Origin of the sequence: Chelatococcus caeni (assembly GCF_014196925.1) — a bacterium.
Classification (GTDB): Bacteria; Pseudomonadota; Alphaproteobacteria; order Rhizobiales; family Beijerinckiaceae; genus Chelatococcus_A; species Chelatococcus_A caeni.
Genome location: NZ_JACIEN010000004.1, coordinates 322,634 through 347,685, shown reverse-complemented (window position 1 = coordinate 347,685; position 25,052 = coordinate 322,634). Strand labels below are relative to the sequence as shown.

At 65.1% G+C, this 25,052-nt stretch carries 21 protein-coding genes; 19 read left to right on the top strand and 2 right to left on the bottom strand.

Annotated elements, in window-relative coordinates; translation table 11 throughout:
- Nucleotides 1-5: 5 nt before the first annotated feature.
- The 12 genes from gmd to GGR16_RS17740 all read left to right on the top strand — a co-directional run bounded on the left by gmd (nt 6) and on the right by GGR16_RS17740 (nt 13,643).
- Nucleotides 6-1,103, top strand: a complete 1,098-nt coding sequence (gene gmd, locus GGR16_RS17795) for a GDP-mannose 4,6-dehydratase (protein ID WP_198301024.1) — start codon at nt 6-8, stop codon at nt 1,101-1,103.
- Complete coding sequence (locus tag GGR16_RS17790) at nt 1,100-2,044, top strand: GDP-L-fucose synthase family protein (RefSeq protein ID WP_019401842.1); 945 nt, start codon at nt 1,100-1,102, stop codon at nt 2,042-2,044. The genes gmd and GGR16_RS17790 overlap by 4 nt, the downstream gene beginning before the upstream one ends.
- Nucleotides 2,025-3,218, top strand: coding sequence for a DegT/DnrJ/EryC1/StrS family aminotransferase (locus tag GGR16_RS17785; RefSeq protein WP_019401841.1), 1,194 nt, complete (start codon nt 2,025-2,027; stop codon nt 3,216-3,218). The genes GGR16_RS17790 and GGR16_RS17785 overlap by 20 nt, the downstream gene beginning before the upstream one ends.
- 24 nt (nt 3,219-3,242) lie before the next feature.
- Nucleotides 3,243-4,103, top strand: a complete 861-nt coding sequence (locus tag GGR16_RS17780; RefSeq protein ID WP_082312715.1) for an ABC transporter permease — start codon at nt 3,243-3,245, stop codon at nt 4,101-4,103.
- Between the two features lie 3 nt (nt 4,104-4,106).
- A complete protein-coding gene (locus GGR16_RS17775; protein ID WP_183317468.1) occupies nt 4,107-5,399 on the top strand; it encodes an ABC transporter ATP-binding protein in 1,293 nt (430 codons plus the stop codon).
- 94 nt (nt 5,400-5,493) lie between these two features.
- Nucleotides 5,494-6,996 carry a hypothetical protein gene (locus GGR16_RS17770; RefSeq protein WP_183317467.1) on the top strand — a complete coding sequence of 501 codons (1,503 nt, stop codon included), beginning with the start codon at nt 5,494-5,496 and terminating at the stop codon, nt 6,994-6,996.
- Entirely contained in the window at nt 6,993-8,675 is a 1,683-nt protein-coding gene (locus GGR16_RS17765; protein ID WP_183317466.1) for an FkbM family methyltransferase, read from the top strand. The genes GGR16_RS17770 and GGR16_RS17765 overlap by 4 nt, the downstream gene beginning before the upstream one ends.
- The gene (locus tag GGR16_RS17760) at nt 8,672-9,679 is read left to right on the top strand and encodes a glycosyltransferase family 2 protein (protein ID WP_183317465.1); all 1,008 of its coding nucleotides are present in this window, start codon (nt 8,672-8,674) and stop codon (nt 9,677-9,679) included. The genes GGR16_RS17765 and GGR16_RS17760 overlap by 4 nt, the downstream gene beginning before the upstream one ends.
- Before the next feature lie 48 nt (nt 9,680-9,727).
- Complete coding sequence (locus GGR16_RS17755; protein WP_183317464.1) at nt 9,728-10,717, top strand: glycosyltransferase; 990 nt, start codon at nt 9,728-9,730, stop codon at nt 10,715-10,717.
- The gene (locus GGR16_RS17750) at nt 10,710-11,606 is read left to right on the top strand and encodes an alpha-1,2-fucosyltransferase (RefSeq protein WP_183317463.1); all 897 of its coding nucleotides are present in this window, start codon (nt 10,710-10,712) and stop codon (nt 11,604-11,606) included. The genes GGR16_RS17755 and GGR16_RS17750 overlap by 8 nt, the downstream gene beginning before the upstream one ends.
- Nucleotides 11,603-12,685, top strand: coding sequence for a glycosyltransferase family 2 protein (locus tag GGR16_RS17745; RefSeq protein WP_183317462.1), 1,083 nt, complete (start codon nt 11,603-11,605; stop codon nt 12,683-12,685). Before GGR16_RS17750 ends, GGR16_RS17745 begins: the two co-directional genes overlap by 4 nt.
- Before the next feature lie 49 nt (nt 12,686-12,734).
- The gene (locus tag GGR16_RS17740; RefSeq protein WP_183317461.1) at nt 12,735-13,643 is read left to right on the top strand and encodes a glycosyltransferase family 2 protein; all 909 of its coding nucleotides are present in this window, start codon (nt 12,735-12,737) and stop codon (nt 13,641-13,643) included.
- Between the two features lie 21 nt (nt 13,644-13,664).
- Here GGR16_RS17740 and GGR16_RS17735 read toward each other — a convergent pair whose 3' ends face one another.
- Entirely contained in the window at nt 13,665-14,276 is a 612-nt protein-coding gene (locus GGR16_RS17735) for a TetR family transcriptional regulator (RefSeq protein ID WP_019401835.1), read from the bottom strand.
- A gap of 98 nt (nt 14,277-14,374) precedes the next feature.
- On the opposite strand from GGR16_RS17735, the gene GGR16_RS17730 reads away from it, so the two are divergent.
- The 7 genes from GGR16_RS17730 (at nt 14,375) to GGR16_RS17700 (ending at nt 24,182) form a co-directional block, all read left to right on the top strand.
- On the top strand, nt 14,375-15,553 hold the full coding sequence (locus GGR16_RS17730) for an efflux RND transporter periplasmic adaptor subunit (protein ID WP_183317460.1): 1,179 nt from the start codon (nt 14,375-14,377) through the stop codon (nt 15,551-15,553).
- A complete protein-coding gene (locus GGR16_RS17725; RefSeq protein WP_183317459.1) occupies nt 15,550-18,717 on the top strand; it encodes an efflux RND transporter permease subunit in 3,168 nt (1,055 codons plus the stop codon). The genes GGR16_RS17730 and GGR16_RS17725 overlap by 4 nt, the downstream gene beginning before the upstream one ends.
- Nucleotides 18,718-19,251: 534 nt before the next feature.
- Nucleotides 19,252-20,079 carry a FadR/GntR family transcriptional regulator gene (locus GGR16_RS17720; RefSeq protein ID WP_246373154.1) on the top strand — a complete coding sequence of 276 codons (828 nt, stop codon included), beginning with the start codon at nt 19,252-19,254 and terminating at the stop codon, nt 20,077-20,079.
- A complete protein-coding gene (locus tag GGR16_RS17715; protein ID WP_026014850.1) occupies nt 20,042-20,572 on the top strand; it encodes a TRAP transporter small permease in 531 nt (176 codons plus the stop codon). The genes GGR16_RS17720 and GGR16_RS17715 overlap by 38 nt, the downstream gene beginning before the upstream one ends.
- Nucleotides 20,569-21,846, top strand: coding sequence for a TRAP transporter large permease subunit (locus tag GGR16_RS17710; protein WP_183317458.1), 1,278 nt, complete (start codon nt 20,569-20,571; stop codon nt 21,844-21,846). The genes GGR16_RS17715 and GGR16_RS17710 overlap by 4 nt, the downstream gene beginning before the upstream one ends.
- A 49-nt stretch (nt 21,847-21,895) precedes the next feature.
- Entirely contained in the window at nt 21,896-22,900 is a 1,005-nt protein-coding gene (locus GGR16_RS17705; RefSeq protein ID WP_183317457.1) for a TRAP transporter substrate-binding protein, read from the top strand.
- A gap of 82 nt (nt 22,901-22,982) precedes the next feature.
- On the top strand, nt 22,983-24,182 hold the full coding sequence (locus GGR16_RS17700; RefSeq protein ID WP_183317456.1) for a mandelate racemase/muconate lactonizing enzyme family protein: 1,200 nt from the start codon (nt 22,983-22,985) through the stop codon (nt 24,180-24,182).
- Nucleotides 24,183-24,223: 41 nt separating this feature from the next.
- Here the strand turns inward: GGR16_RS17700 and GGR16_RS17695 are convergent, their stop codons facing one another.
- A complete protein-coding gene (locus GGR16_RS17695) occupies nt 24,224-24,937 on the bottom strand; it encodes a DUF6647 family protein (protein WP_183317455.1) in 714 nt (237 codons plus the stop codon).
- Between the last annotated feature and the right edge of the window lie 115 nt (nt 24,938-25,052).

Below are 25,052 nucleotides of genomic sequence, written 5' to 3'. Positions count from 1 at the left end.
GCAACTTGTCTAAACGTGCACTCATCACCGGCGTGACCGGCCAGGACGGCGCCTATCTGGCGGAGCTGCTCCTTGCCAAGGGCTACCGCGTCTGGGGCGTGAAGCGCCGTTCCTCGTCCTTCAACACGGCGCGCGTCGACCATCTCTATCAGGACGTGCACGAGGGCGATCCGCGCTTCCGCATGATCTACGGCGACATGACGGATGCGACCAATCTCATCCGCATCGTGCAGGAGATCCAGCCGGACGAGATCTACAACCTCGCCGCCCAGAGCCATGTGCAGGTGAGCTTCGAGACGCCGGAATACACGGCCAATGCCGACGCCATCGGCACCTTGCGCCTGCTCGAGGCGATCCGCCTGCTGAAGCTCGAGGGCAAGACGCGCTTCTATCAGGCCTCCACCTCCGAGCTTTACGGCAAGGTGCAGGAGACGCCGCAGCGCGAGACGACGCCCTTCTACCCGCGTAGCCCCTATGCCGCGGCCAAGCTCTATGCCTACTGGATCACGGTGAACTACCGCGAGGCCTACGGCATGCACGCCTCGAACGGCATTCTCTTCAACCACGAGAGCCCGATCCGCGGCGAGACCTTCGTCACCCGCAAGATCACCCGCGCCGTCGCGGCCATCGAATGCGGCCTGCAGGAGGCGCTCTACCTCGGCAATCTCGACGCCAAGCGCGACTGGGGCCATGCGCGCGACTATGTCGAGGGCATGTGGCGCATCGTGCAGCAGGACACGCCCGAGGACTATGTGCTCGCCACCGGCGAGACCCACTCGGTGCGCGAATTCGTTGAGCTCGCCTTCGCCGAGCTGGGCCGCACCATCGCCTGGCGGGGTGAGGGCGTCGACGAGGTCGGCATCGACGAGGCGAGCGGCAAGACCCTCGTGCGCATCGACCCGCGCTATTTCCGCCCCACCGAAGTCGACCTCCTCCTCGGCGACCCCTCCAAGGCCCGCGAAAAGCTCGGCTGGCAGCACCGCATCAGCTTCCGGGAGCTCGTGAAGGAGATGGTGGAGAGCGATCTCGCCGAGGCCCGTCGCGAGGAACAGATGCGCGCGCTCAGCAACACCGCCGTGCGCAATGGAGCCGCCGGCGAATGACGACCATTCTCCTGACGGGCGGAGGCGGCATGGTCGGCCGCAACATCATCGACCTGTGCCGCGAGCGCGGGATCGAGGTTGTTGCGCCCCGGCGCACCGAGCTCGACCTGACGGATCATGCGTCGACGCTCCGCGTCCTGCGTGAGGTGCGTCCCGACATCGTCGTGCACGCGGCAGGGCGCGTCGGCGGCATCCAGGCGAACATCCGCGAGCCTGTCCGCTTCCTGACGGAGAACTGGGACATCGGCCGCAACATCGTGCTCGCCGCGCGCGAGGCGGGTGTCACGCGGCTCCTCAACCTCGGCAGCTCCTGCATGTTTCCACGCAACAGTCCGGATCCGCTGAAGGAGGAGGATGTCCTCAGCGGCACGCTGGAGCCGACCAATGAAGGCTATGCGCTGGCCAAATGCGCCATCGCCCGGCTGTGCAGCTATGTGCATCGGGAAGATCCCTCGCTGCTCTACAAGACGATGATCCCGTGCAACCTCTACGGGCGGCACGACAAGTTCGATCCGGCCGTGTCGCACCTGGTGCCGGCGGTGATCCACAAGCTCCACGTGGCCAAGCGCGACGGTCTTCCGGAGGTGGAGATCTGGGGGGACGGCACGGCGCGTCGCGAGTTCATGTATTCCGGTGATCTCGCCGACGCCATCCTGTTCGCCGTGGACCGCTTTGCTGAAATGCCGGATGTGCTGAACGTCGGCCTCGGCGAGGACTACAGCGTCAACGAATATTACGCGGTTGCCGCCGAGGTCGTCGGCTACACGGGCAGCTTCGTGCATGACACGACGAAGCCCGTCGGCATGATGCGCAAGCTGCTCGACGTCTCACGGCAGAAGGCTTTCGGCTGGCAGGCGCAGACGTCCCTGCGCGAAGGCCTGCGTGCCACCTACGATTTCTATCTCTCCTCGGGAGCTGCTGATGCGTTATCCGCTCGCTAATTCAAGCTGGGACCACGAGGAGATCGCGGCCATCCAGACCGTCGTCGATTCCGGCATGTTCACGATGGGCGCGCGCGTCGCCGAATTCGAACGCGCCTTTGCCGATTACACCGGCAGCCGCCATTGCGTGATGGTCAATTCCGGATCCTCGGCCAACCTGCTCATGGTGGCGGCTCTGCGCTATCGCAAGCAGGGTGCGCTGGAGCCCGGCGCCGAGGTGATCGTGCCTGCCGTCTCCTGGAGCACGACCTACTATCCGCTTTACCAGTATGGCCTGAAGCTGCGCTTCGTCGATGTCGACCGCGACACGCTGAACTATGACCTCGGCAAGCTCGCCCGCGCCGTGGGGCCGCAGACCCGGGCGATCATGATCGTCAATCTGCTCGGCAATCCGAATGATTTTGCCGAGATCGCAAGGATCGTCGGCGACCGCGACATCGCCCTCATCGAGGACAACTGCGAATCCATGGGCGCGACATTCGAAGGGCGCCAGACGGGCACCTTCGGCGTGATGGGCAGCTTCAGCGCCTTCTTCAGTCACCATATCTCGACGATGGAAGGCGGAATGGTGGTGACGGACGACGAGGAGCTCTACCACATCCTCCTCGCCCTCAGGGCGCATGGTTGGACGCGCAACCTGCCCAAGTTCAATCATGTCTCGACGCCCAAGAGCGACGACCCCTTCACCGAATCGTTCCGCTTCATCCTGCCGGGCTACAACCTGCGCCCCCTTGAGATGAGCGGCGCCATAGGCCTCGCGCAATTGCGCAAATTGCCCAATCTCGTCGCCGAGCGCCGCAGGAATGCGGAACGCTTCCTCGAACTCGTGCGGGACTATCCCTTCCTGCGGCCTCAGCGGGAGATCGGCGAAAGCAGCTGGTTCGGGTTCAGCATGATCGTGGAGTCGGATGCACCGGTTTCACGGGCCGATCTTATCGCCGCATTCACGCGCGCCGGGATCGATGTAAGGCCGATCGTCGCCGGCAACTTCGCCAAGAACGAGGTGCTGCGCTGGTTCGACTACACGATCAGCGACAATTTGCCGAACGCCGAACGCATCGACGAGGCGGGCTTCTTCATCGGTAACCACCACTATCCGCTCGAGGAGGAGTTCACGGTCCTGCGTGCCGCCATCGAGGATGCGGTTTCGTCTCGCGCGCCCGTCTCCGCGTAAGACGGCGCGGATGGAAAGGTTGGAATGACAGTTGCTCCCATGGATACGCCCGCGTCGCCGCAGCAGACGGAAGTGGTGATCCGCGCACGCGCCGATCACCACCTGATACACGACATCGCGGACGTGTGGACGAACCGTGATATCGCCTGGACGCTGGCGCTGCGCGAGATCCAGATCCGCTACAAGCAGTCGCTGATCGGCATCGCCTGGGCCCTGCTGCAGCCCGTGCTGACGACGGCGATCTTCACCTTCGTGTTCAGCTATCTGGCCCGCATTCCGACGGACGGGATTCCCTATCCGATCTTCGTCTTCTCCGGCCTCCTGATGTGGCAGTACTTCAGCCGCGTCGTCGTCGAGGCGTCGGGCTCGCTGGTGAAGAACGAGGCCATCATCACCAAGGTCTTCTTCCCGCGCCTGCTCCTGCCGCTCGTGCCGACTCTGTCGGCGGCCGTCGAGTTCCTCATCGCGCTCGTCGTGCTCGTCGCGATGATGCTCGCCTATGGCATGGTGCCGTCGCCGCTGATCGTCCTTTTGCCGCTCATCCTTCTTGCCGCAGGGCTCCTCGGCTATGGCATCGGGCTCGTGCTCTCGCCGCTCAACGCGATCTATCGCGATGTCGGCATTGCCCTGCCGTTCTTCGTTCAGATCGCCATGTATCTGACGCCGGTGATCTATCCGGTCACCTTCGTGCCGCCGCAGTATCAGTGGCTCTATGCGCTCAACCCGGTGGCGACGCTCATCGACACGATGCGCGCCATCATCATTGCCGCGCCGTGGCCCGGTCTCCTCAGCTATGCGGTCCTTGCCGCATGGGTCATCGGCCTTACGGCGCTCGGGCTCGGCACGTTCCGCAAGCTCGAGCCGGCCATCGTCGACAGGATCTGAGCGATGTCCGCCATCATCACCGTCGACAACCTCGGCAAGCAATATGCATTGAGCGGCACCGGCGCGCCGGCCTATGCCACCTTGCGTGAGAGCCTGGCCGATGCCGCCCGCCGGCTGTTCTCACGTGCGCCGGCAACAGAGCAGAAGGAGGCCGCACGGTCCTTCTGGGCGCTGCGCAATGTCAGTTTCGACGTCGCCGAAGGCGAGGTCGTGGGCATCGTCGGCCGCAACGGGGCGGGAAAAAGCACCTTGCTGAAGGTGCTGTCGCGGATCACGGCGCCGAGCGAAGGCACGGCCCGCATCCGCGGGCGGGTGGGCTCGCTCCTCGAGGTCGGCACGGGCTTCCATCCCGAGTTGTCGGGGCGGGAGAACATCTATTTCAACGGCGCCATTCTCGGCCTGCGCAAGCACGAGATTCGCGCCCGCTTCGACGAGATCGTGGAATTCTCGGGCGTCGGCGATTTCCTCGACATCCCGATCAAGCGCTATTCGAGCGGGATGAAGATGCGCCTCGCCTTCTCCGTGGCGGCGCATCTCGAACCCGAGATCATGGTCGTCGACGAGGTGCTGGCGGTCGGCGATGCCGATTTCCAGAAGAAGTGCCTCGGCAAGATGAAGGACGTGGCGAATTCCGGCCGCACCGTGCTGTTCGTATCGCACAACATGAATGCGGTGATGCAGCTGTGCTCGCGCGTCCTGTGGCTGGAGCGTGGCAGCATTCGCGAAGACACGCGCGCGGTGCACGAGGTTTGCGGGCGCTATCTGCTCGGCAGCGGCGGTGCCCTGAAAGGCGCCTATATCACAGCGGAGGACAGCCCTCTCGATAGCGAATATTTCAGCCTGCGCTCGTTCCGCGTAGTCGATGCGGAGGGCAGCACCCTTGATCAGCCGACGCCAAACGATCGACCCGCCACGGTCGAGATCGAGGTGGATATCCACCGCTTGAGCCCGTTGCTGAACTTCGGCTTCGCTGTCATCGACGAACAGGGCCAGCAGGTTTTCTGGTCGGTGACGACGGACCGGGCGGAACATGAATGGCCCAGCTTGAGCTTGGGACGAAACAAGCTCTACGCGCAAATTCCACCCCATCTGCTCAATGAAGGAAAGTATCGGGTCGACTTCTTCGCATCCCTGCACGGCCAGGGATGGTTCTCGGAGCCTGGAAGTACTTCCGCCCACGTTCAGCTTCAGATTGCGGGAGGATTGAGCCCTTCGCCCTACTGGCGTTCTCGCCGGCCCGGCAGCGCTGCGCCTGTCCTCACCTGGCATGCAGGATCCACACGGGAATCGGATTAACGTTCTTTATCATGTTCCTAAAGTGTGCATCCATTTGCCGGGGGTTCCGGATGGCCCCTTCGCCGATCGGCGTATCTGCGGCGGGGAGGAAAGTATGAGTCGCGCAGCGCGAGATCCGATCAGGACACGCATCGACGCAAACGTCTTCAACTATTACCGCGTGCCGGCCGAGGCGCGCATCGAACGTTGCGATCCTCTCGCGCTGGTTTCTCCGGATAGGCTGGATCTCATGGCCCGGTACGTTTTCGTGCGCCAGCGCGAACAGGGCTGGGCCGTCGGCTGGGGCACGAGTGTCTATCGCCATCTGCTGGAGAGCTGGAACGCCGAGTTCCGGGACGGTGATGGCCGGAAGAGCAGTTTTACCGACTATCTCCGGCATTTCACGGCACTCATCGACGATGTGTCGCTGAACGGCTACGACCAGGCGCGGGGTCTCGTACCCTATACGGGCAATACGGTTGTCGACGGCGCCCACCGGCTGGCGACGGCGCTCTATTTCAAGCAACCTGTCGACGCGGTCCGACTCGAGGGTCCGCTGCAGAAACAGGATGCGGCAGCCCTGTTGCGCATCGGCATGAGCGCGGCGGTCGTCGAGCAACTCGTCAACGAATACCTGGCGCTCGACGAGGATTGCTATGCGGCGGTTTTCTTTCCCGCCCCTTGGGCCGAGGTCGATGCGGCCCTGAGCCGGCTCGCGGAGAAGACGCAGATTATCCATGCCAAGGACATTTCCCTGACCGAGCAGGGGCGCCGTAACCTCATCGAGCTGCTGTACGGGCACGAGCCCTGGTGGAACATGGACCTGCTCGATCGATTCGTGCGGTTGCGCTTTCCCAACGGGGGCGATGCCAAGGTCGTCTTTGTCAAGACGCCGCCGGGCGAAGGCTCGCGCCCCACGAAGGAACATGTGCGGCAGGCTTTTCCCGAACTGCACTACGTGCACATGAACGACACGCATCGGGAGACGCGCTGGATCGGGGACCTCGTCCTCAATCCCAATGGCGTGAAGTTCCTGAACCTGCGGCCGACGTTCCAGCCGAAGCGATTCCGCAAGCTCCTGGCGGAATACGAGGCCGGCCTGGGCGCCGTGGCCAATCCGGCGGCCTATTGCATCGACTCCGGGGCGGTTCTGGCGGCTTTCGGGCTGCGGGACTGTAATGATGTCGACTATATCGTCCCTCAGCAAAGCTTTCCGCTTCTTGGGGGCGGCGAGCTTGCCTGCCACAACGATGAGTATCGGGAGTTCCAGATCCCGGTCGATGAGCTCGTCTTCAATCCTGCGTACCATTTCAGCTACAAGGGCGTCAAATATCTCTCCCTCGAGACCGTTCTCCTGTTCAAGAGCTTCCGCGGCGCCAAGAAAGACCTGCGGGATTGCCGTTTGATCATGGAGGCGCGCCCGCGGGAGCCCGTGGGGGACCGCGTGCGCAGGTCGGTACGGGCGTCTTACGGTGAACTGCGCGCCTGGCTGCCGCAACTGCCGGGGAAGACGGCGGAAACGTTGCGCCAGACACTGCCTCCGCCGTTGTTCCGCGGCGTGCGATACGTTTTCCGGACCGGGCGTTCCGCCATCCGGGCTGTCAGGGGGCGTATGTGATCAAGGCTGGTTTTGTTTCCTCGGCTCCTGAATGGGCGTGGTGGCGCCAGTTCCCGGAGGAGGATCTCGTTTGGGACGGCGTGCAGTTCGTCTTCGGCGGCGATCTTGCCGGCTGCGATTGCTGTTTCGTCTTCGACGCACTGCCGCAGGCGGTCGAGGTGCCGCTCGACCGCTGCCGTCTCGTCTTCGTGGCCTCCGAGCCGCAGAACGTGAAGCGATACAACGCCGCTTTCCTCGACCAGTTCGGAACGGTGCTGACGACTGATCGCGACACCGCCCACGGCGGCCGCCGCTTCACCCAGGTCGGTCTGCCCTGGCATGTCGGGGCTTGGAGCGCCGATGGATCATTGCTCGCCGAGCCGCTGACCGTCCGGGATTTCGAGACGTTCCGCCCAGAGAAGACGAAGCTCGTTTCCGTCGTCTCATCGAACAAGGCCTTCACCGAGGAGCATCGCGCCCGCCTGCGTTTCGTTGCCGAATTGAAGGAACATTTCGGCGATCAGATGGACGTATTCGGACGGGGCATCAACGACTTTGGTGACAAGCTGCAGGTGCTTGCGCCGTACTGGTATCATATCGCGCTGGAGAATTGCGCCATCGACGATTACTGGACGGAGAAGCTTGCCGACCCGTTCCTGACGCTGACCTATCCGATCTATCATGGCTGCCGGAACATCGGGGAATACTTCCCGGAAGGGAGCTTCACGGCGATCGACATCTACGATCCGGCCAAGGCTATCGAAACGATCAAGCGTGTCATCCAATCCGACGAAGCCGAGCGGGCGCAGCCGTTGCTCGAGGAGGCGCGCCGGCGCGTGCTCTACGAGCACAATCTGTTCGCTTTGCTGGCGCGGGTGGCGAGGGACGTGGCTCAGGAGCCGTTGACAGCGGGTGTGCCGATTTCCGTTCTTCCGGAAGAACATTTCCAGTCCGCGAAGATGCGGGCGCGCCGCCGGCTGGTCCAGCTTCTGAAGCGGGCCCCCGCGCTCCATAGAGCAGCCAAAGGCGCTCGCGATGGCTGGAAATCGAGCTGGGTGCGTTCGAAAGATTTCGCGCGCAAGATGCGCGACATTCATTATCGATCGCATCAGGCTTGGCTGAGGGACGAACCCGAAGAACGGATCCGCTATGCGTATAAGCTGAACGCCACCAGCCATGTTCTCGACGTTGGTGGGTTCAGAGGTGACTTCGCAGCCCGGCTGATCGGAGACTTCGGGGCCAACGTTACTGTTTTCGAGCCCATCCCGCAGTTTGCGGACATCATCCGGTCGCGCTTTTCAGGCGACCCCCGGGTGAACGTGATAGAAGCTGCGCTGGCCGAGCGCGACGGCGAAGCAAAGTTCAGTATCGATGACGACGCGTCCGGCGCATTCGTATGCGAGCCGGGAGCCCTGGTCGACGTAAGGTTGATTGATGCTGCACGTTATCTCGACGAGAGCCCGACAAGAGAGTTCGATTTGGCGAAGCTGAATATCGAGGGAGGCGAGTATGCCCTGCTGGAGCGACTTGTAGCGACGGGGCATATCAAGCGTATCAAAGACCTGCAGATCCAGTTTCATCTGAATGTACCCAATGCCCGTCGCCGCTACCGTTCTCTTGCAAGAGAGCTGCGCAGGACGCATCGGCTTGCGTGGCGATATCCTTTTGTGTGGGAAGGTTGGACGAGGAGGAGTGATTGAGCGGCAGACCGCAGGCCGGCCCGGAGATAGATGTCATCATTCCGGTGTTCAATGGCGCATCCTATCTTGAACAGGCCGTCCGTTCTGCTGCCGCTCAGACGTTGAGGCCGGCCAGAATTATCATTGCCGATGATGGATCGCAGGATGAGACGCCGTCCATCGCCAGAAAGCTCGCATCGGAATTGGCGTTCGTCACGTATCTGAGGCTGCCGCATGGGGGCGTGTCGGCGGCAAGGAACGCTGGCATAGGGGAATCGTCCTCCCCGTTCATTGCTTTCCTGGATGCGGACGACCTCTGGGCAGCAGAGAAGCTGGCCAGGCAGGCAGCGGTATTCGCATCATCAAATGTCGATCTGGCACTTGTCTATTGTGCCTATGAATGCATTGACGCTGCGGGGTCACGTATATCCGGAATAGCGATTACACCACCGAGCTTACGGGGCGGAATATTCCGCGAATTGCTGGCCGGAGACAACGCGGTGTCAGGATCAGCCTCGGCGGTTCTGATCCGGCGGAGCAGTCTGGACCTCGTGGGTCGGTTCGACGAGCGTCTTTATTATGGGGAAGATTGGGACCTCTGGCTGCGGCTTGCCGCTGTCGGCACCTTTGATTATGTGGCGGAGGAACTGGTGCATGTGCGGGTCCACGGCAGGAGTGCACAGAACAGGCTGTTTCGACGTCGGCAGCTGGGGTTTCTTGCGCAGCATCTGATGATCTATTCGAAATGGCCGGCGGAGGTCGCGCTTCTACCGCAACTCCCTCGAACGTTGCGCCGTCGCGCGGCACTTCTGGCTGTCCAAGCCTGGCAGTACCCTCGAGAAATTGCTGCCTTCATGCGTGTGGTCCGGGAATCGAGAATCGGTGCCCAGGGACCGCTCTTCAGTGGGTGGGCGGATTTCGCCAAGGAATTTTGTATGGCTCTGGCCAGGCATGCCGCGTGGCAGACTGGGGTGTCGAAGCTGTTGCGTCCGGGCGGGACGGGAAAAGAACCCGGTATCTCTTAGGTCTGATCGCCCTCGGGCGGGCTTTACGGAAGGTTGGATATAACGGTCATGGCTGGTGCCGCCGGAAGTCGCGACGTCGATGTGGTCATCCCGGTTTACAATGGGGCGAAGTATCTCGAGGCGGCCGTTCGCTCGGCGGCCGGACAATCACTGCCGGCGGCGCGGATCATCATAGCGGATGACGGTTCGACCGACGCCACTCCGGCCATCGCCGAACGGCTCGCCCGGGAGTTCGACACTGTCGAGCATCTGCGGCTGCCGCATGGGGGCGAGTCGTCGGCCCGCAACGGCGGCATCGACGCGTCGAATGCCCCCTACATCGCTTTCCTGGACGCTGACGACATCTGGCTGCCGCGCAAACTCGAGGCGCAGATGCGAGTCTTTGCGGAGGCTGACGATCGTGTCGGCGTCGTACACAGCGCCTATGTGCACATTGACGAGAACGGCGATCTTCTCAAAGACGCTCTGGTCGTGCCACCGAAGAGGCGTGGCAACATCTTTCACCAGGTGCTGCTGGAGAATTATGTCGTCTCGGGATCGGCTTCGTCGGTTGTCGTGAGACGCGACGTGCTCGATCGGGTGGGGCGCTTTGATGAGCGCCTGTTCCACGGCGCCGACTGGGATATGTGGATCCGTCTGGCGTCTGTCGCAGATTTCGACTTTACTGAAGAGCCTGTGGTCCAGATACGGATTCACGGGAACAGTATCCAGCGACAGAATGCCAAGCGCAGAGCGCTCGATTTTTTCCTCCAGCATCTGATCATTTTCGGCAAATGGGACGATGTCGTCGCTTCGAGCCCCGCCTTCCGCTCGAATTTGCGCAGGCGGGCCTTGTTGCTGCTGTTGCCAAGCATCCTGGAACCGCAGCGGATCGATGCGTTCTATCGGGCGCTTGAGAGCCATGATAGTCCTCTCGCCCGCTCCTTGTTCAAGAGCCGTGGCGATCTGTGGCTTGCGCTCGGGGGAATGCTGGGGCGGTACGGGGTCTGGCGCCTGCGCAGGCACCTGCTGAACGACCGGAGACGTTTTTTTGAGTAGCCCGACCATCACGATCCGCCTTGTCGGCGGTCTCGGCAACCAGATGTTTCAATATGCGGCTGCGCTGGGCCTCGCGGTGCGGCGGGAGGCGCGGGTTACGCTCGACCTCTCCGCTTTCTCTGCCTACGCGACCTGGCCCTATCAGCTCGACAGGTTGCAGGTGCCGCAGGATATCTCTGCGGAGCAGCCGTTGCGCCGACCGGCCGGCCGGTCCCTGCCGGCAAGGGTCGTCCGGCGCCTGACGGGTGGGGGCGTGAAGGCGAATGGCCTCTATGTCGAACCCCATTTCCATTTCGACGAGGCGTTCTTCACGCTCACGGGTGACGAGATCAGGCTCGAGGGCTATTTCCAGAGCCCCCTCTATTTTGCCGGTTGTCAGGATGTGCTGCGCAGGCACTTCCAGCCGATCGAGCCCTTCGGCCCCGCCGCACAGGAGTGGTCGCAGCGCATCGCGGCGTCGCGCTGCAGCGTGTCTCTGCACGTGCGGCGCGGAGACTATGTGACGAACCCTGATGCCGCGGCCGTGCACGCCGCGCTTGGCGAGGGCTATTACGGTCGCGCCATTGCCGTCATTCGCCGCATCTTCGGCGAGGACGTCGATTTCTTCCTGTTTTCCGACGAGCCAGATTTCGTGCAGCAGGCCTTCGCCGATCTGCCGCGCGCCCATGTCGTGCGTACCGACCCGGAGCGGAGCTGGGAGGACATGTTCCTGATGGCGGGCTGCCATCATCACATCATTGCCAACAGCTCCTATTCCTGGTGGGGAGCGTGGCTGAACCCTTCGCCGGACAAGGTGACGATCGCGCCCGGACAGTGGTTCACGCGCTCGCGGCTGGCGACGACCAATGTGATGGATCTCTTCCCCGAAGGCTGGATCATCCTCAAATGAGCAGCCCCGCGCTGAGCGTGCTCCTGCCGGTCTACAATGGCGAGCGCTTCCTGGCCGCCGCCATCGAGAGCGTACTTGGCCAGACCTTCGAGGATTTCGAGTTCATCATCATCAACGATGGCTCGGGGGATGGCAGCGGAGAGATCATCGACGGCTATGCCGCGCGTGACGGGCGGATCCGCGCCTTTCATCAGGAGAACCGGGGGCTTGTCGCGACGCTCAATCGCGGGATCGAGCTCGCCGTCGCGCCTTTCATCGCGCGCATGGACGCCGACGACGTGGCCCTGCCGCGCCGCTTCGAGCTCCAGCTCGCGCGGTTCGAGGGACGGCCGGAGCTTGCCGTCGTCGGTGGCTTCGTCAACATCGTCGACGCTGAAGGCCTGCTTCTGCGGGTTGGGGATTATCCCACCGGCGGCGAGACACTGACGCGCTTCCTCACGTCGGATGCGCCGCCGCTCGCCCATCCCACAGTCGTCATGCGCCGTGATGTCGTTGTTCAGCTTGGCGGCTACCGTCCGCAATACAAGCATGCGGAAGACTACGATCTCTGGTTGCGCATCCACGATGCGGGCTATTCCATCGAGAACGTTCCGGTTCCGGTCCTCGATTACCGGCAGCACGACGCGAATGTCTCCTTCGTGCATCGGCGCCAGCAGGCTCTCGCGACCATCATTGCCCGTCTCGCCCACCGGACACGCGCTGCCGGCCTCGCCGATCCCACCAACGATGTCGACGTCATCGATGACACTACGATCGAGCTGATCCCGCCGCATCTGCGCAGCGACATCGAAGCGGAACTGTTTACGCACAAACACAACATGCTCTCCCTTGCCGACCTCGCGACGATCGAGCAGGCCCTGCGCGACTATGCTGAATTGCCTGTCGAAGCACGGCGGGATCCGCGTCTGGCGCATTTCCTGATGCGTGCTGCGCGCGGTTTGTGGGCGCAGCGGCGGCGGGGGGCTTCGCTCGGGCTGCTGGTGCGTGCGCTCGTGCGGCATCCGAGCGTCGCGCTGCAGCTCCTGCATGGAAAATTGCAGCGGGCCGGGGCAAGCGCTATTTCCAGGGGCGGCCGCTAGCCCGGCCTTGGCATCGGGGCAGGGCTGGCTTAGTAGCCTCGCAAGGCTGATGGAACCTTTCAAACCGATGCATCCCTCCGAGATCAGCGTCGTCATCCCCACCTACAACCGGGCGCACTGCATCGTGCGGGCGCTCGAGAGCGTCTTTGCGCAGTCGCTCGCGCCCGGGGAGATCATCGTGGTGGACGATGCCTCGCACGACGACACGGCGGCGGTGCTCGCGCCCTATGCCGGGCGGATCCGCGTCATCCGGCACGAGACGAACGCCGGGGCCTCGGCGGCGCGCAACACGGGGATCGCCGCGGCGCAAGGCACGTGGGTGGCGTTTCTCGACAGCGACGACGCGTGGCGGCCGGACAAGCTCGCGCGCCAGCTCGCGTTCATGGCCGCCCACGGCATCAACGTCTGCTGCACCAATTGTGATCTCATCTGGCCCGACGGGCAGGTGGAGCCGGCCTACCGGCCCTATCCGCCGCGCATGGAGATCGGTCACTACGTCTGGGGATGCTTCACCTGCCCGGGATCGACGCTGATCGCGCGGCGCGACCTCATCGCGGCCGTCGGCGGCTACGACCTGCGCTATCCGCGCTACGAGGACTGGGACCTGTTCCTGCGCCTCGCCGACCATCCGCAAGTCGTGCTCGGCTTCCTCAACGACTATCTCGCCGATGTCTGGCGCGACTCCTCGGCCAACACCGCCCTCGTCGACAAGGGCCTCGACCCGATGGTGGACGACCACCTCGAGCGCCTGTCCCGGCGGGAAGGGGCGCTCGGCCGGTCCTTCCGGGCCGCCATCGCCTTCGCGCGCTCGTCCAACGAGACCTCGCGCGGCCGATACCTGGCGGCGGTCGGGCACCTGATGGAGAGCTTCGTGCTCGCCCCGGTGCGCAACGAGGCCTTCCGCATCATCCTGTGGCCGTTCCTCAGGCGCAAATGCCTCGGCACGATGCCGCGCTGACGAACCTCGTGGGAGGCGGTTTCAGGCGCGCATCCCCGCGATCAGGGTTCGGACCAGCTTGGCGCCGACCTCGACCAGAGAAAAGGCGCGGTTGCTGCGCAGCCACTCGTTGAGAAGGCCGCCGAAGACGCATTGCAGGGCGCGGGCGGCCGTCTCCGGCTGCCAGCCGGGCGCCAGCGTGCCACCGCGCTCGGCGAGCTGCATGATGCGCAGCAGCCGGTCGGCGACGTCCCGGTTGATCTCCTCCACCTGCGCGGCGACCTCCGCCATCGGGCCGCTCGTCGCATAGGTGCGCGAGAGGATGGCGTGGATGCGCTGGCGGCGCTCGTCGGCGGCAACGATCTCCAGGATGGCGACACCGGCGGTCTCCAGGAGGCCGAGCGGATCCTCGTGCCCGTGCGCCAGCGCGTGCTCCAAAAGGTCCTCCTGCGGCAGGCGCGTGCTCTCGCGCAGGGCCTTCAGCACCTCGGCCTTGTCCTTGAAGTGCCAGTAGATGGCGCCGCGCGTCACGCCGGCGCGACGTGCGATCTGCTCCAGCGTCGCGCGTTCGGCACCGTGCTCGAAGAAAACCTCGGCAGCCGCATCGAGCACCGCCTCGCGCGTCTGTTCCGCTTCGGCCTTCGTCCTGCGCATTCATAATCCCCTGATCCGACCTTCGGCCTCTTTACAGACATTCATGAATGTATATATGCTGCACCGCAATGTCGACCAGCTCCGTCCGGTGATCCGCCATGGCCATTCCTACAGCTTTTCCCTCGTCAATCGCAAAGCCGCTCGCAGCGACCCTGGTGGCTGCGCTTCTCGCGGCCGCGCCGATCGGGCAGGCGGGGGCCCAGCAGGGCGCGCCGCCGCCGCAGGTCACCGTGGTCGAGCTCGCGGCGCGGGATGTGCCGCTCACCTTCCAGTACGCCGCCCGCATCTCCGCCTTCCGCGAGGTGCAGGTGCGGGCGCGCGTCGGCGGCATCCTGCTCGAGCGCAAGTTCACCGAGGGCGCCCGTGTTAAGGCCGGCGACATCCTCTTCGTCATCGATCCGGACCGCTACGAGGCGGCATTGGCCGAGGCTAAGGCGCGCCTGCAGCAGGCTGTCGCGCAGCATAACCAGGCGGTGCGCGACGCCGAGCGGGCGGCGAGCCTTTACGAGAAGAACATCGGCAGCGAGAAGGCGCGCGATGATGCCGTCTCCAACGAGGAGCTGACGCGCGCCGCCATGGCTGCGGCCGAGGCGGCGGTCAAGACGGCGCAGCTCAACCTCGACTATACGCAGGTGACGGCGCCGATCAGTGGCGTCACGAGCCTTGAGGAGGTGCCGGAAGGCAGCCTCATCGGCACCGGGTCGGATGCGAGCCTTCTGACCTCCATCACCCAGCTCGATCCGGTCTACGTCAACTTCTCCTTCTCCGATGCGGAGGCGGCCGACATTCGTCGCCTGCTCGCGCGGCAGGAGGAGAGGGGCGGGCATTCCACGGAGCTCAAGGTCGCCATCGCCTTCCGCGACGGAACGGCCTACGAGCGCGAGGGCACCATCGACTTCACCGCGAGCAGCATCGACGTCTCCACGGGGACGCTGCGCGCCCGCGCCGTCGTCGCCAATCCCGAGGGCCGGCTCATCCCCGGCCAGTTCGTGCGCGCGACGATCAAGGGGCTCACCCTGGACGGGGCCATCGTCGTGCCGGAGGGCGCCCTGATGCAGGGGCCGAAGGGGCAGTTCGTCTATACCGTCGACACCGAGGGCAAGGCGCAGGCGCGTCCGGTCACGACCGGCGCGCAGGTCGAGGGCGGCTTCGTCATCCTCTCGGGCCTTGCGGCGGGCGACAGGCTCATCACCGAAGGCGTCATCAAGGTGCGTCCCGGCGCGGCCGTCGCCGCGACCCCGCCCGTGACCAAGGCCGATCTGGCAGCAAGACAATGAACCGCTTCTTCGTCGACCGGCCGGTCTTCGCGGCCGTCATCTCCATCGTCATCGTGCTCGCCGGCATCGTCGCCATCCGCGTCCTGCCGATCGCGCAATATCCCGAGCTGCTGCCGCCACAGGTCGTCGTCTCCGCGACCTATCCGGGCGCGAGCGCGGAAACCGTCGCCCAGACGGTCGCCGCACCGCTGGAGCAGCAGATCAACGGCGTCGAGGGCATGCTCTACATGCAGTCCTCGAACTCCTCGAGCGGCCAGATGCAGCTCACCGTCACCTTCGCGCAGGGGACGGATCCGGACCAGGCCACCATCGACGTCAACAACCGCGTGCAACGGGCGACCTCCTCGCTGCCCGAGGCGGTGACGCGCCTTGGCGTCACGGTCGCCAAGCGCTCGACCTCGATCCTCGGCCTCGTCGCCATGTATTCCGAGGATGGCCGCTACGATTCCACCTATGTCGGCAATTATGCGCTGCTCAACGTCATCGACGATCTGAAGCGCATTCCCGGCGTCGGCGATGCCTCGCTCCTCGGCCAGCTCGACTATTCGATGCGCGTGTGGCTGCGGCCGGACAAGCTCGCTCAGTACAACCTGACACCGTCCGACGTCGCCGCCGCCATCCGCGAGCAGAACGCCCAGTTCGCCGCCGGCCGCTTCGGCGACGAGCCCAACGACAAGACGGTGGCCTTCACCTATTCGGCGACCACGGCCGGGCGCCTGCCGGACGCCACCGCCTTCGAGAACATCATCCTGCGCGCGGACGCGAACGGTGCGGCGCTCAGGCTGAAGGACGTGGCGCGCGTCGAGCTCGGCGCGGAGAGCTATGCCGTTCAAGGCAAGCTCAACGGCACGCCGGCGGTGCCGATCGCCGTCTACCTGCAGCCCGGCGCCAATGCGCTCGACACCATGTCGGCGATCAAGACGCGGCTCGACGAGTTGCAGCAGGGGTTCCCCGACGGCATCACCTATCGCATTCCCTATGACACGACGAAGTTCATCGAGGGCTCGATCGAGGAGGTGATCCACACCTTCGTCGAGGCCATCGTGCTCGTGGTGCTCGTCGTCTTCCTCTTCCTGCAGAACTGGCGGGCGACGCTCATTCCCGTCATCGCCGTGCCGATCTCGATCATCGGCACCTTCGCCGGCATGTATCTGCTCGGCTTCTCCATCAACCTGCTCACGCTCTTCGGCCTCGTGCTCGCCATCGGCATCGTCGTCGACGACGCCATCGTGGTGCTGGAGAACGTCGAGCGCATCATGACGAGCGAGGGCCTGAAGCCGCGCCAGGCCGCCATCAAGGCCATGGGCGAGGTGACCGGGCCGGTCATCGCCATCGTGCTCGTCCTCTGCGCGGTCTTCGTGCCCGTCTCCTTCATGGGCGGGCTCGCCGGCGAGATGTACAAGCAGTTCGCCGTGACCATCGCCATGTCGGTGACGATCTCCGGCATCGTGGCGCTGACGCTGACGCCGGCGCTCTGCGCCCTCATCCTGAAGCCGGGGCATCACGAGCCGGCGCTGCCCTTCCGCCTGTTCAACCGCGCCTTCGAGCGGCTGACGGACGGCTACGCGGCGGGCGTCACTTTCCTCGTGAAGCGCTTCGTCATCGGCCTCCTCATCTTCGCGGGTGTGTGCGGCGGGGCGGCCTATCTCTTCGCGACGGTGCCGGGCTCGCTGGTGCCGGACGAGGACCAGGGCATGCTCTTCAGCGTCGCCATCCTGCCGCCGGCGGCCTCGCTTGCCCGCACGGAGGCGGCCATGGAGGCCGCGACGACCAATATCGGCAACCATCCGGCGGTGGAGAACGTCTTCTCGGTCGCCGGCTTCGACCTCCTGTCGTCCGGCAGCAAGACGAGCGCCGGCACCGCCTTCGTCACGCTCAAGGACTGGAGCGAGCGCAGGACGCCGGAGCTCGACGCGCGCAACCTCGCTGGCCCCTTCATGGGCATGAATGCCGGCATCAAGGATGCGATGGTGCTCGCCTTCAACCCGCCGCCGATCATGGGGCTCAGCACGACCGGCGGCTTCGAGCTCTATGTCCAGGATCGAACCGGCGGCGGCATCGACGCGCTGGCGGCCGCGACCTCGAAGCTCGTCGAGGCGGCTGCGCAGCGGCCGGAGCTCACCAACGTGCGCACCACCTTCAGCACCAGCGTGCCGCAATATCGCATCGACCTCGACCGGGAGAAGGCGAAGGCCCTCGGCGTGCCGATCAGCTCCGTGTTCGAGGCGATGCAGGCGACCTTCGGCAGCCTCTACGTCAACGACTTCACGCTCTACGGCCGCAACTACCAGGTCAACCTGCAGTCGGAGGCGCCGTTCCGCCAGTCGCCGGACGACATGCGCCACGTCTTCCTGCGGGGCGACAACGGCAGCATGGTGCCGCTGAGCGCCCTTGCCCGGGCGGAGCGCATCATCGGGCCGGACCAGCTCGAGCGCTTCAACGCCTTCAATGCGGCCAAGGTGACGGGCGATCCGGCGCCGGGCCATACCTCGGGCGAGGCCATTGCGGCGATGCTGGCCGCGTCGCAGGAAGCGCTGCCGAGCGGCTTCCAGGTGGCCTGGACCGGATCGGCCTACCAGGAGCTGGCGACGAGCGGCACCGGCGCGCAGGCCATGATCTTCGGCATCATCATGGTCTTCCTGATCCTCGCCGCGCAGTACGAGCGCTGGAGCCTGCCGTTCGCGGTCATCACCGCCGTGCCCTTCGCGCTGCTCGGCGCGCTGCTTGCGGTGTGGCTGCGCGGGCTGACGAACGACGTCTATTTCCAGATCGGCCTCGTGACGCTCATCGGCCTCGCGGCGAAGAACGCCATCCTCATCGTGGAATTCGCCGTCCTGAAGCGCGAGGAGGGGATGAGCGCGGCGGAGGCGGCCATCGCCGCGGCGCGCCTGCGCTTCCGGCCCATCATCATGACCTCGCTCGCCTTCATCCTCGGCGTCGTGCCGCTCGCCGTCAGCTCCGGCGCCGGTTCGGCCAGCCGGCACTCCATCGGCACCGGCGTCATCGGCGGCATGCTGGCGGCGACCTTCCTCGCCACCTTCCTCATCCCGATGTTCTACCGCCTGATCGCCTGGAAGGCGCCGCGCGAGGAGGCTGAGAAGGACGATGACCATGTCATCATCGAAGAGGCCCGGCCGCCCGCCGCGGATACCACTTCCACGTAGCCCGCCGACCGTTCGTCACGGGCCATCACATGGCGAATCTCGTCTCTCGCGAAGCTGCGATGCCTCATAGAAGGGGACATTGGTATCGTCCGGCACGCCGAAGATGACCTCGACGCCCGTGGCCTGTCGGCATATCCATGAGGATCGCGGCACCGCGCATCCTGCTTCATCAAAGCAGCGATCCAGGGCATCGGGATCGCTGTTGGTCCTGCTTCGCGGCTGGCTGTTGCGGCAAGCCCGCAGGTCCGAGCGGCTGCCGACCGCATAAACGACGCCGCCGCGATCGTGTGTGATGATCTCTCCACTCCGGTTCGGGTGGAGAAACTCGCTGGCGCTCGGTTTGCAGGCGGATCGCTGGCGATCCTGGCCTCGCGCCCCCTCCGGAAGACGAAGCGATCGCTTGTGTTCAGCAGAACGGTGCAACCGCACGGGCTCCATTGTGCGCTGCAGCAACGATTCAACTTGGCACTCTATTCATCATACGTATTATGTAGCCAAGGCCGCACAGGTGGCCGCATTCAACGCGTGGGAGGAATGGATGAGCGAGATCCGGGGCGAAGCGCGCTCAAGGCGGCTGTCGGCGTGAAGGCCGAAGAGCCTCGTCGCATCCCCGCCATGCGCTCCCTGCACCAGGACGCCGTGGACCGGCTCGCCGGCTGGATCGTCGCCGGCCGGTTCGACGTTCACGATCCCCTCCCGAACGAGACGGAGATCGGCGCCGAGCTCGGCGTCAGCCGCACGGTGGTGCGCGAGGCCATGCGGACGCTCGCCGCCAAGGGCATCGTCAGCGTGCGGCGCCGACACGGCACGCGCATCGAGCCGCTCGACCGCTGGCACCTGTTCGACCCGCAGGTGATCGCCTGGCGACTCGAGTCCGGGGTCACCCGCGAATTCGTCAATGATCTAATCGATTTTAGGCTCGGCATCGAGCCCTATGCGGCGGAGCTCGCGGCGCGCAATCCCGATTTCCCCGCGGCGGCCCTCGATGAGGCCTTCAAGCAGATGACGGCAGCCGCCGTCCACGGCGAGGGGGATTATCACGCGGCGGACCTCGTCTTTCACGAGACCATCCTCAACGGCTCGCGGAACCAGTTCCTGCGCCATCTCGTGCCGATCGTCGCCAACGCTCTCAAGCTCTCGTTCCATCTCTCGGTGGTGGACATGGAAAGCGCGCGCAGGGCGCTGCCCCTGCACCGGGCCGTGGCCGACGCCATCATCGGCCACGACGGCGAAGGTGCCCGCCGGGCACTGACGCAACTCATCGAATCGGCGCGGCAGGACATCTACGTCGCACTCTCGACACGACATCTGGAGAATATCGTCCATGCAAGGATTGATCGACCGGACGTTCCGGCTGCTTGAAGTCCTCCTCGTAGGGCTTCTCGTCTGCATGGTCGTCATGGTGTTCGGCAACGTGGTGCTGCGCTACGGCTTCAACTCCGGCATCACGGTGTCGGAGGAGCTGTCGCGCTACTTCTTCGTGTGGCTGACCTTCATCGGCGCCGTCGTCACCTTTCGTGAGCGCGCCCATCTCGGCGTCGAGACCTTGGTCGGTATCTTTCCGCGCGCTGGCCAGCTCATCTCGATGATCCTGTCGGACCTCATCATCCTCCTGTGCTGCGTCGTCTTCTTCTGGGGCACCTGGAAGCAGTATCCGATCAACGCCACGATGACCGCGCCCGTCACGGGGCTGCCCCTCAGCTACGTCTTCGGCATCGGCTTCTTCACGGCGGGCGGCATCGGGCTCATCACGCTGGCGCGCATCCTGCGCGCGCTGACCGGCCGCATCACCGAGGACGAGATCCGCCTCTTCGCCGGCCACGGCACCAGCGAGATCCGGGAGCACGCCGAATGACCATCGTCGTCTTCCTCGCCTCGCTCCTCGGCTCCATGGCGATCGGCACCCCGGTCGCCTTCGCGCTCATCTTCTGCGGCATCGTGCTCATGACCTACATGGGCATCTTCAACACGCAGATCGTCGCCCAGAACATGATCATGGGCGCGGATACGTTCACGCTGCTCGCCATCCCCTTCTTCCTGCTCGCCGGCGAGCTCATGAACACGGGCGGCTTGTCGAAACGCATCATCGATTTCGCCGTCTCCTGCGTCGGGCACATCCGCGGCGGGCTCGGCATCGTCGCCGTCATCGCGGCCGTCATCATGGCGAGCCTCTCCGGGTCGGCCGCCGCCGATACGGCGGCGCTGGCGGCCGTCCTCATCCCGATGATGCGCGACGCCGGCTACAACGTGCCGCGCGCCGCCGGCCTCATGGCCTCCGGCGGCATCATCGCCCCCGTCATCCCGCCGTCGATCGCCTTCATCATCTTCGGGGTCGCCGCCAACGTCTCGATCATCCAGCTTTTCATGGGCGGCATCGTGCCTGGGCTCATGATGGCGATCGCGCTCCTCATCACGTGGAACATCCTCGTGCGTCGGGAGAAGGTTGCGGTGCTGCCGCGCCAGCCTGCCGCGGCGCGCCTCAGGGCGACCGCCCGCGCCGGCTGGGCGCTCGTCATGCCGCTCATCGTGCTCGGCGGCATCCGCTTCGGCGTCTTCACGCCGACGGAGGCGGCCGTCGTCGCCGCCGTCTATGCGCTCTTCGTCGGCATGGTGATCTACCGCGAGCTCAAGCCGCGCGATCTCTACGGCGTGCTGCTGCGCGCGGCGAAGACGACCTCGGTCGTCCTCTTCCTCGTCGCCTCGGCGCTCGTCTCCGCCTGGCTCATCACGAGCGCCAACATCCCGGCGGAGATCGGCGAATTGATCCAGCCGCTCATCGACCGGCCGAAGCTGCTGCTCTTCGTCATCATGCTGCTCGTGCTCGTGGTGGGCACGGCGCTCGACCTTGCACCGACGATCCTCATCCTGTCGCCGGTGCTCATGCCCATCATCAAGCAGGCGGGGATCGATCCGGTCTATTTCGGCATCCTCTTCGTGATGAACACCTGCATCGGCCTCATCACGCCGCCGGTGGGCATTGTCCTCAACGTGGTGAGCGGCGTCTCGCGCGTGCCCCTCGGCCAGGTGATCGGCGGCGTGGCGCCGTTCCTCCTGGCGCAGGTCGCCGTGCTGTTCCTGCTCGTCATGTTCCCTGAGCTCGTGCTCGTTCCCCTGTCCTGGCTGAGGTAGGCCCGGGTCGGTGCGAGACATTGTCTGTAACCCTATCGGGAGGAAGAAAATGAAGACGCGTATCCTCGCCCTCGCGGCCGTCAGCCTTCTGGCGCTCGCCCTGCCTGCGACAGCCGAGATCAAGGACCGCAACATCCGCGTGTCCAACGGCGTCAATGCCGACCATCCCGTCGGTGACGGCGTCAAGGCCATGACGCAGTGCGTGACCGATAAGTCCGGCGGCAAGATCAAGCTCACCGCCTTCTGGGGCGGCGCGCTCGGCGGCGACCTGCAGGCGACCCAGGCCCTGCGCTCCGGCACGCAGGAAATGGTCATCACCTCGACCTCGCCGCTCGTCGGCATCGCGCCGGCGCTCGGCGTGTTCGACCTGCCCTTCCTGTTCGCCAACGAGAAGGAGGCGGATGCCGTCCTCGACGGCGAGTTCGGCAAGCACGTCAGCGACATGCTGCCGAACTACGGCCTCGTGAACCTCGCCTATTGGGAGAACGGCTTCCGCAACCTGACGAACTCGAAGGTGCCCGTCGAGAAGTGGGAAGATCTCAACGGGATGAAGGTTCGGGTGATGCAGAACAACATCTTCCTCGATACCTTCAAGAACATGGGCGCCAACGCGACGCCGATGGCCTTCGGCGAGGTGTTCGCCGCGCTCGAGACCAAGGCGATCGACGCCCAGGAAAACCCCTTCGTCACGATCGACACCTCCAAGTTCTACGAGGTGCAGAACTACCTCTCCGTGACGCGCCACGCCTACACGCCCTTCATGGTGCTGTTCTCGAAGCCGATCTGGGACACCTATTCCCCGGAGGAGCAGACGATCCTCAGCGAATGCGCCGTGGTCGGCCGCGATGCGCAGCGCAAGGCGAGCCGGGAGCTCTCCGAGAAGTCGCTCGCCAAGCTGAAGGAGGCGGGCATGAAGGTGAACGAGCTGTCGCCGGACGAGCAGAACCGCATGCGCGAGAAGGCGCAGGTCGTCTACGAAAAGCACGCAGGCTCGATCGGCGCGGACGTGGTGAAGCGTATCCAGGACGCGCTCGCGGAAGTGCGCAAGAACTGACTGGCCTCTGAATCGGACGGGGAGGGCGGCGAGCCGCCCTCCCTGCCGGGGCCGATCACACACCACGACCGGGAATGTCGCGATGAAGATCACTGCCGTCGAGACGCTGCGGCTCGGAGAGTTCGCCAACATCGTCTGGATCCGCCTGCATACGGACGAGGGGCTCGTCGGGCTGGGCGAGACCTTCATGGGCGCGGCCGCGGTGGAAGCCTACGTGCACGAGACGGTGGCCCCGAGGCTCCTCGGCCGCGATCCCCGGCAGATCGAGGCCATCAACCGCGACCTTATCGGCTATCTGGGCTGGCGCGGCGCCGGCGTCGAGACGCGCGGCAACTCGGCCGTCGACATCGCGCTGTGGGACCTGTTCGGCAAGACGCTCGGGGTGCCGGTCTCGGTCGCGCTCGGCGGGCGCTCGCGCGAGCGGGTGCGTACCTACAACACCTGCGCCGGCTATCGCTACATCCGCGATGCCCGCGCCCAGGCGGTCGCCAACTGGGGCACCGGCGAGTCCGAAGGCCCCTACGAGGATCTCGACGCCTTTCTGAACAACGCCGATGAGCTCGCGCTCTCGCTCCTCGAGCAGGGCATCACGGGCATGAAGATCTGGCCCTTCGACATCGCGGCCGAGCGCACGGGCGGGCTCGACATCTCGGCGGAGGAGCTGAAACGGGCGCTCGAGCCGTTCGAAAAGATCCGCAAGGCGGTGGGCGAGCGTATGGACATCATGGTGGAGTTCCACTCGCTGTGGCAGCTCCCGGCGGCGCAGCGCATCGCGCGGGCGCTCGCCCCCTACGACACGTTCTGGCACGAAGATCCCGTGCGGATGGACTCGCTGGAGACGCTGAAGGCCTACGCCCCGCACTCGCGCGCCATGATCTGCGCTTCCGAGACGCTCGCCTATCCTCACGCCTTCCGCGACTATCTCGCCACCGGCGTGGCGGGCGTCGCCATGCTCGACCTCTCCTGGTGCGGGGGCCTCTCCGAGGCGCGCAAGATCGCCGGCATGGCGGAGGCGCACCACATTCCCGTCGCCCCGCATGACTGCACGGGGCCGGTCGTCTTCATGGCTTCCTGCCATTTCTCGCTGCACGCGCGCAACGCCATGATCCAGGAGAGCGTGCGCGCCTTCTACACGGGCTGGTATCGGGAACTGGTGACGGACCTGCCGCGTGTCGAGCGCGGCGAGATCACCGTGTCGGATGCGCCGGGCCTCGGCATCGAGCTGCTGCCCGACCTCGCAGCGCGCCCCGATGCCGTGGTCAGGATCAGCCGGCCGGACTGAGCCTGCGCTCTCGGCGCGGGATGGCCGCGTGGCCCCAGGTGCTAATGGAAGCAGTTGGTGCGGGCGAGGATCGTGAACGGGTCCAGCTCGAAATCGGCTTCGAGGCTCCTGCCGAAGAGCTGCAGCCAGCGCTCCTGCGCTTCAAAAGCCATCTTCTCCCGTTCCCCGGGACAGGCGAATTTCAAGCCGCCCATGTGCTGGAGGTGGTGGACCATCTCGTGCACCAGCATGGAAAGATCTGCCGGGGTCTTTCCCGACCATCTCTCCGGCAGATAGATCGTCCTCGCCACGGTGTCGTAGATGGCGAGGACATCCTCGCTAGTCTCGATGGGAAGACGAGAAGCCGTGTAGCCGGCTCCGGTGCTGGGCGACACCTCGCGATGGTGAAGGCTGCGCATGTGGCGTCTGGACGCCAGGTTGACAGCCGGCAGCTCCTCGACCGGCGGCAGACCGAACTCGGACGAGAGCCACGCCGCGATCGCCTGCAGCAGAGCTGTCGGCGAATGGCCGGACCCCGTCACGACAGGGGCGCCCGGTTCGACAACAAATCCTGTTCCCGGCAAGACGACCGGCCCGGGGGTGGTTCCGACGCCGGCACGGTGGGCCGGACGTTCCGGCAACTCGCCTTCGGAGGCAGAGCATGCGAGCGGTGCAGCGATCCCGAAAATCACGCCCGCTATGAGCCGTCTGGTTACACAAGTCATCTGTGCCACCATGCTCGTCGCGCCCGGCAAGCCGCCGCCGGTGCAGATCAATCCGTCACCTGCGCCTGATGGCTGCGTCGCTTGAATGGGTCTCTCGTGCGGAGGCTGCGCTCATTCAGGTGAAGCCGTCTTGGTCAGCGGCGCACTGCGGCCGGACCGGGATGTG

What these genes read in the sequence shown, in the direction of transcription:
- GGR16_RS17790 (WP_019401842.1), top strand. Translation starts at nt 1,100, where the DNA reads ATGACGACCATTCTCCTGACGGGCGGAGGCGGCATGGTCGGCCGCAAC.
- GGR16_RS17785 (WP_019401841.1), top strand. Translation starts at nt 2,025, where the DNA reads ATGCGTTATCCGCTCGCTAATTCAAGCTGGGACCACGAGGAGATCGCG.
- GGR16_RS17780 (WP_082312715.1), top strand. Translation starts at nt 3,243, where the DNA reads ATGACAGTTGCTCCCATGGATACGCCCGCGTCGCCGCAGCAGACGGAA.
- GGR16_RS17775 (WP_183317468.1), top strand. Translation starts at nt 4,107, where the DNA reads ATGTCCGCCATCATCACCGTCGACAACCTCGGCAAGCAATATGCATTG.
- GGR16_RS17770 (WP_183317467.1), top strand. Translation starts at nt 5,494, where the DNA reads ATGAGTCGCGCAGCGCGAGATCCGATCAGGACACGCATCGACGCAAAC.
- GGR16_RS17755 (WP_183317464.1), top strand. Translation starts at nt 9,728, where the DNA reads ATGGCTGGTGCCGCCGGAAGTCGCGACGTCGATGTGGTCATCCCGGTT.
- GGR16_RS17745 (WP_183317462.1), top strand. Translation starts at nt 11,603, where the DNA reads ATGAGCAGCCCCGCGCTGAGCGTGCTCCTGCCGGTCTACAATGGCGAG.
- GGR16_RS17740 (WP_183317461.1), top strand. Translation starts at nt 12,735, where the DNA reads ATGGAACCTTTCAAACCGATGCATCCCTCCGAGATCAGCGTCGTCATC.
- GGR16_RS17735 (WP_019401835.1), bottom strand. Translation starts at nt 14,276, where the DNA reads ATGCGCAGGACGAAGGCCGAAGCGGAACAGACGCGCGAGGCGGTGCTC.
- GGR16_RS17730 (WP_183317460.1), top strand. Translation starts at nt 14,375, where the DNA reads ATGGCCATTCCTACAGCTTTTCCCTCGTCAATCGCAAAGCCGCTCGCA.
- GGR16_RS17725 (WP_183317459.1), top strand. Translation starts at nt 15,550, where the DNA reads ATGAACCGCTTCTTCGTCGACCGGCCGGTCTTCGCGGCCGTCATCTCC.
- GGR16_RS17720 (WP_246373154.1), top strand. Translation starts at nt 19,252, where the DNA reads ATGGATGAGCGAGATCCGGGGCGAAGCGCGCTCAAGGCGGCTGTCGGC.
- GGR16_RS17715 (WP_026014850.1), top strand. Translation starts at nt 20,042, where the DNA reads ATGCAAGGATTGATCGACCGGACGTTCCGGCTGCTTGAAGTCCTCCTC.
- GGR16_RS17710 (WP_183317458.1), top strand. Translation starts at nt 20,569, where the DNA reads ATGACCATCGTCGTCTTCCTCGCCTCGCTCCTCGGCTCCATGGCGATC.
- GGR16_RS17705 (WP_183317457.1), top strand. Translation starts at nt 21,896, where the DNA reads ATGAAGACGCGTATCCTCGCCCTCGCGGCCGTCAGCCTTCTGGCGCTC.
- GGR16_RS17700 (WP_183317456.1), top strand. Translation starts at nt 22,983, where the DNA reads ATGAAGATCACTGCCGTCGAGACGCTGCGGCTCGGAGAGTTCGCCAAC.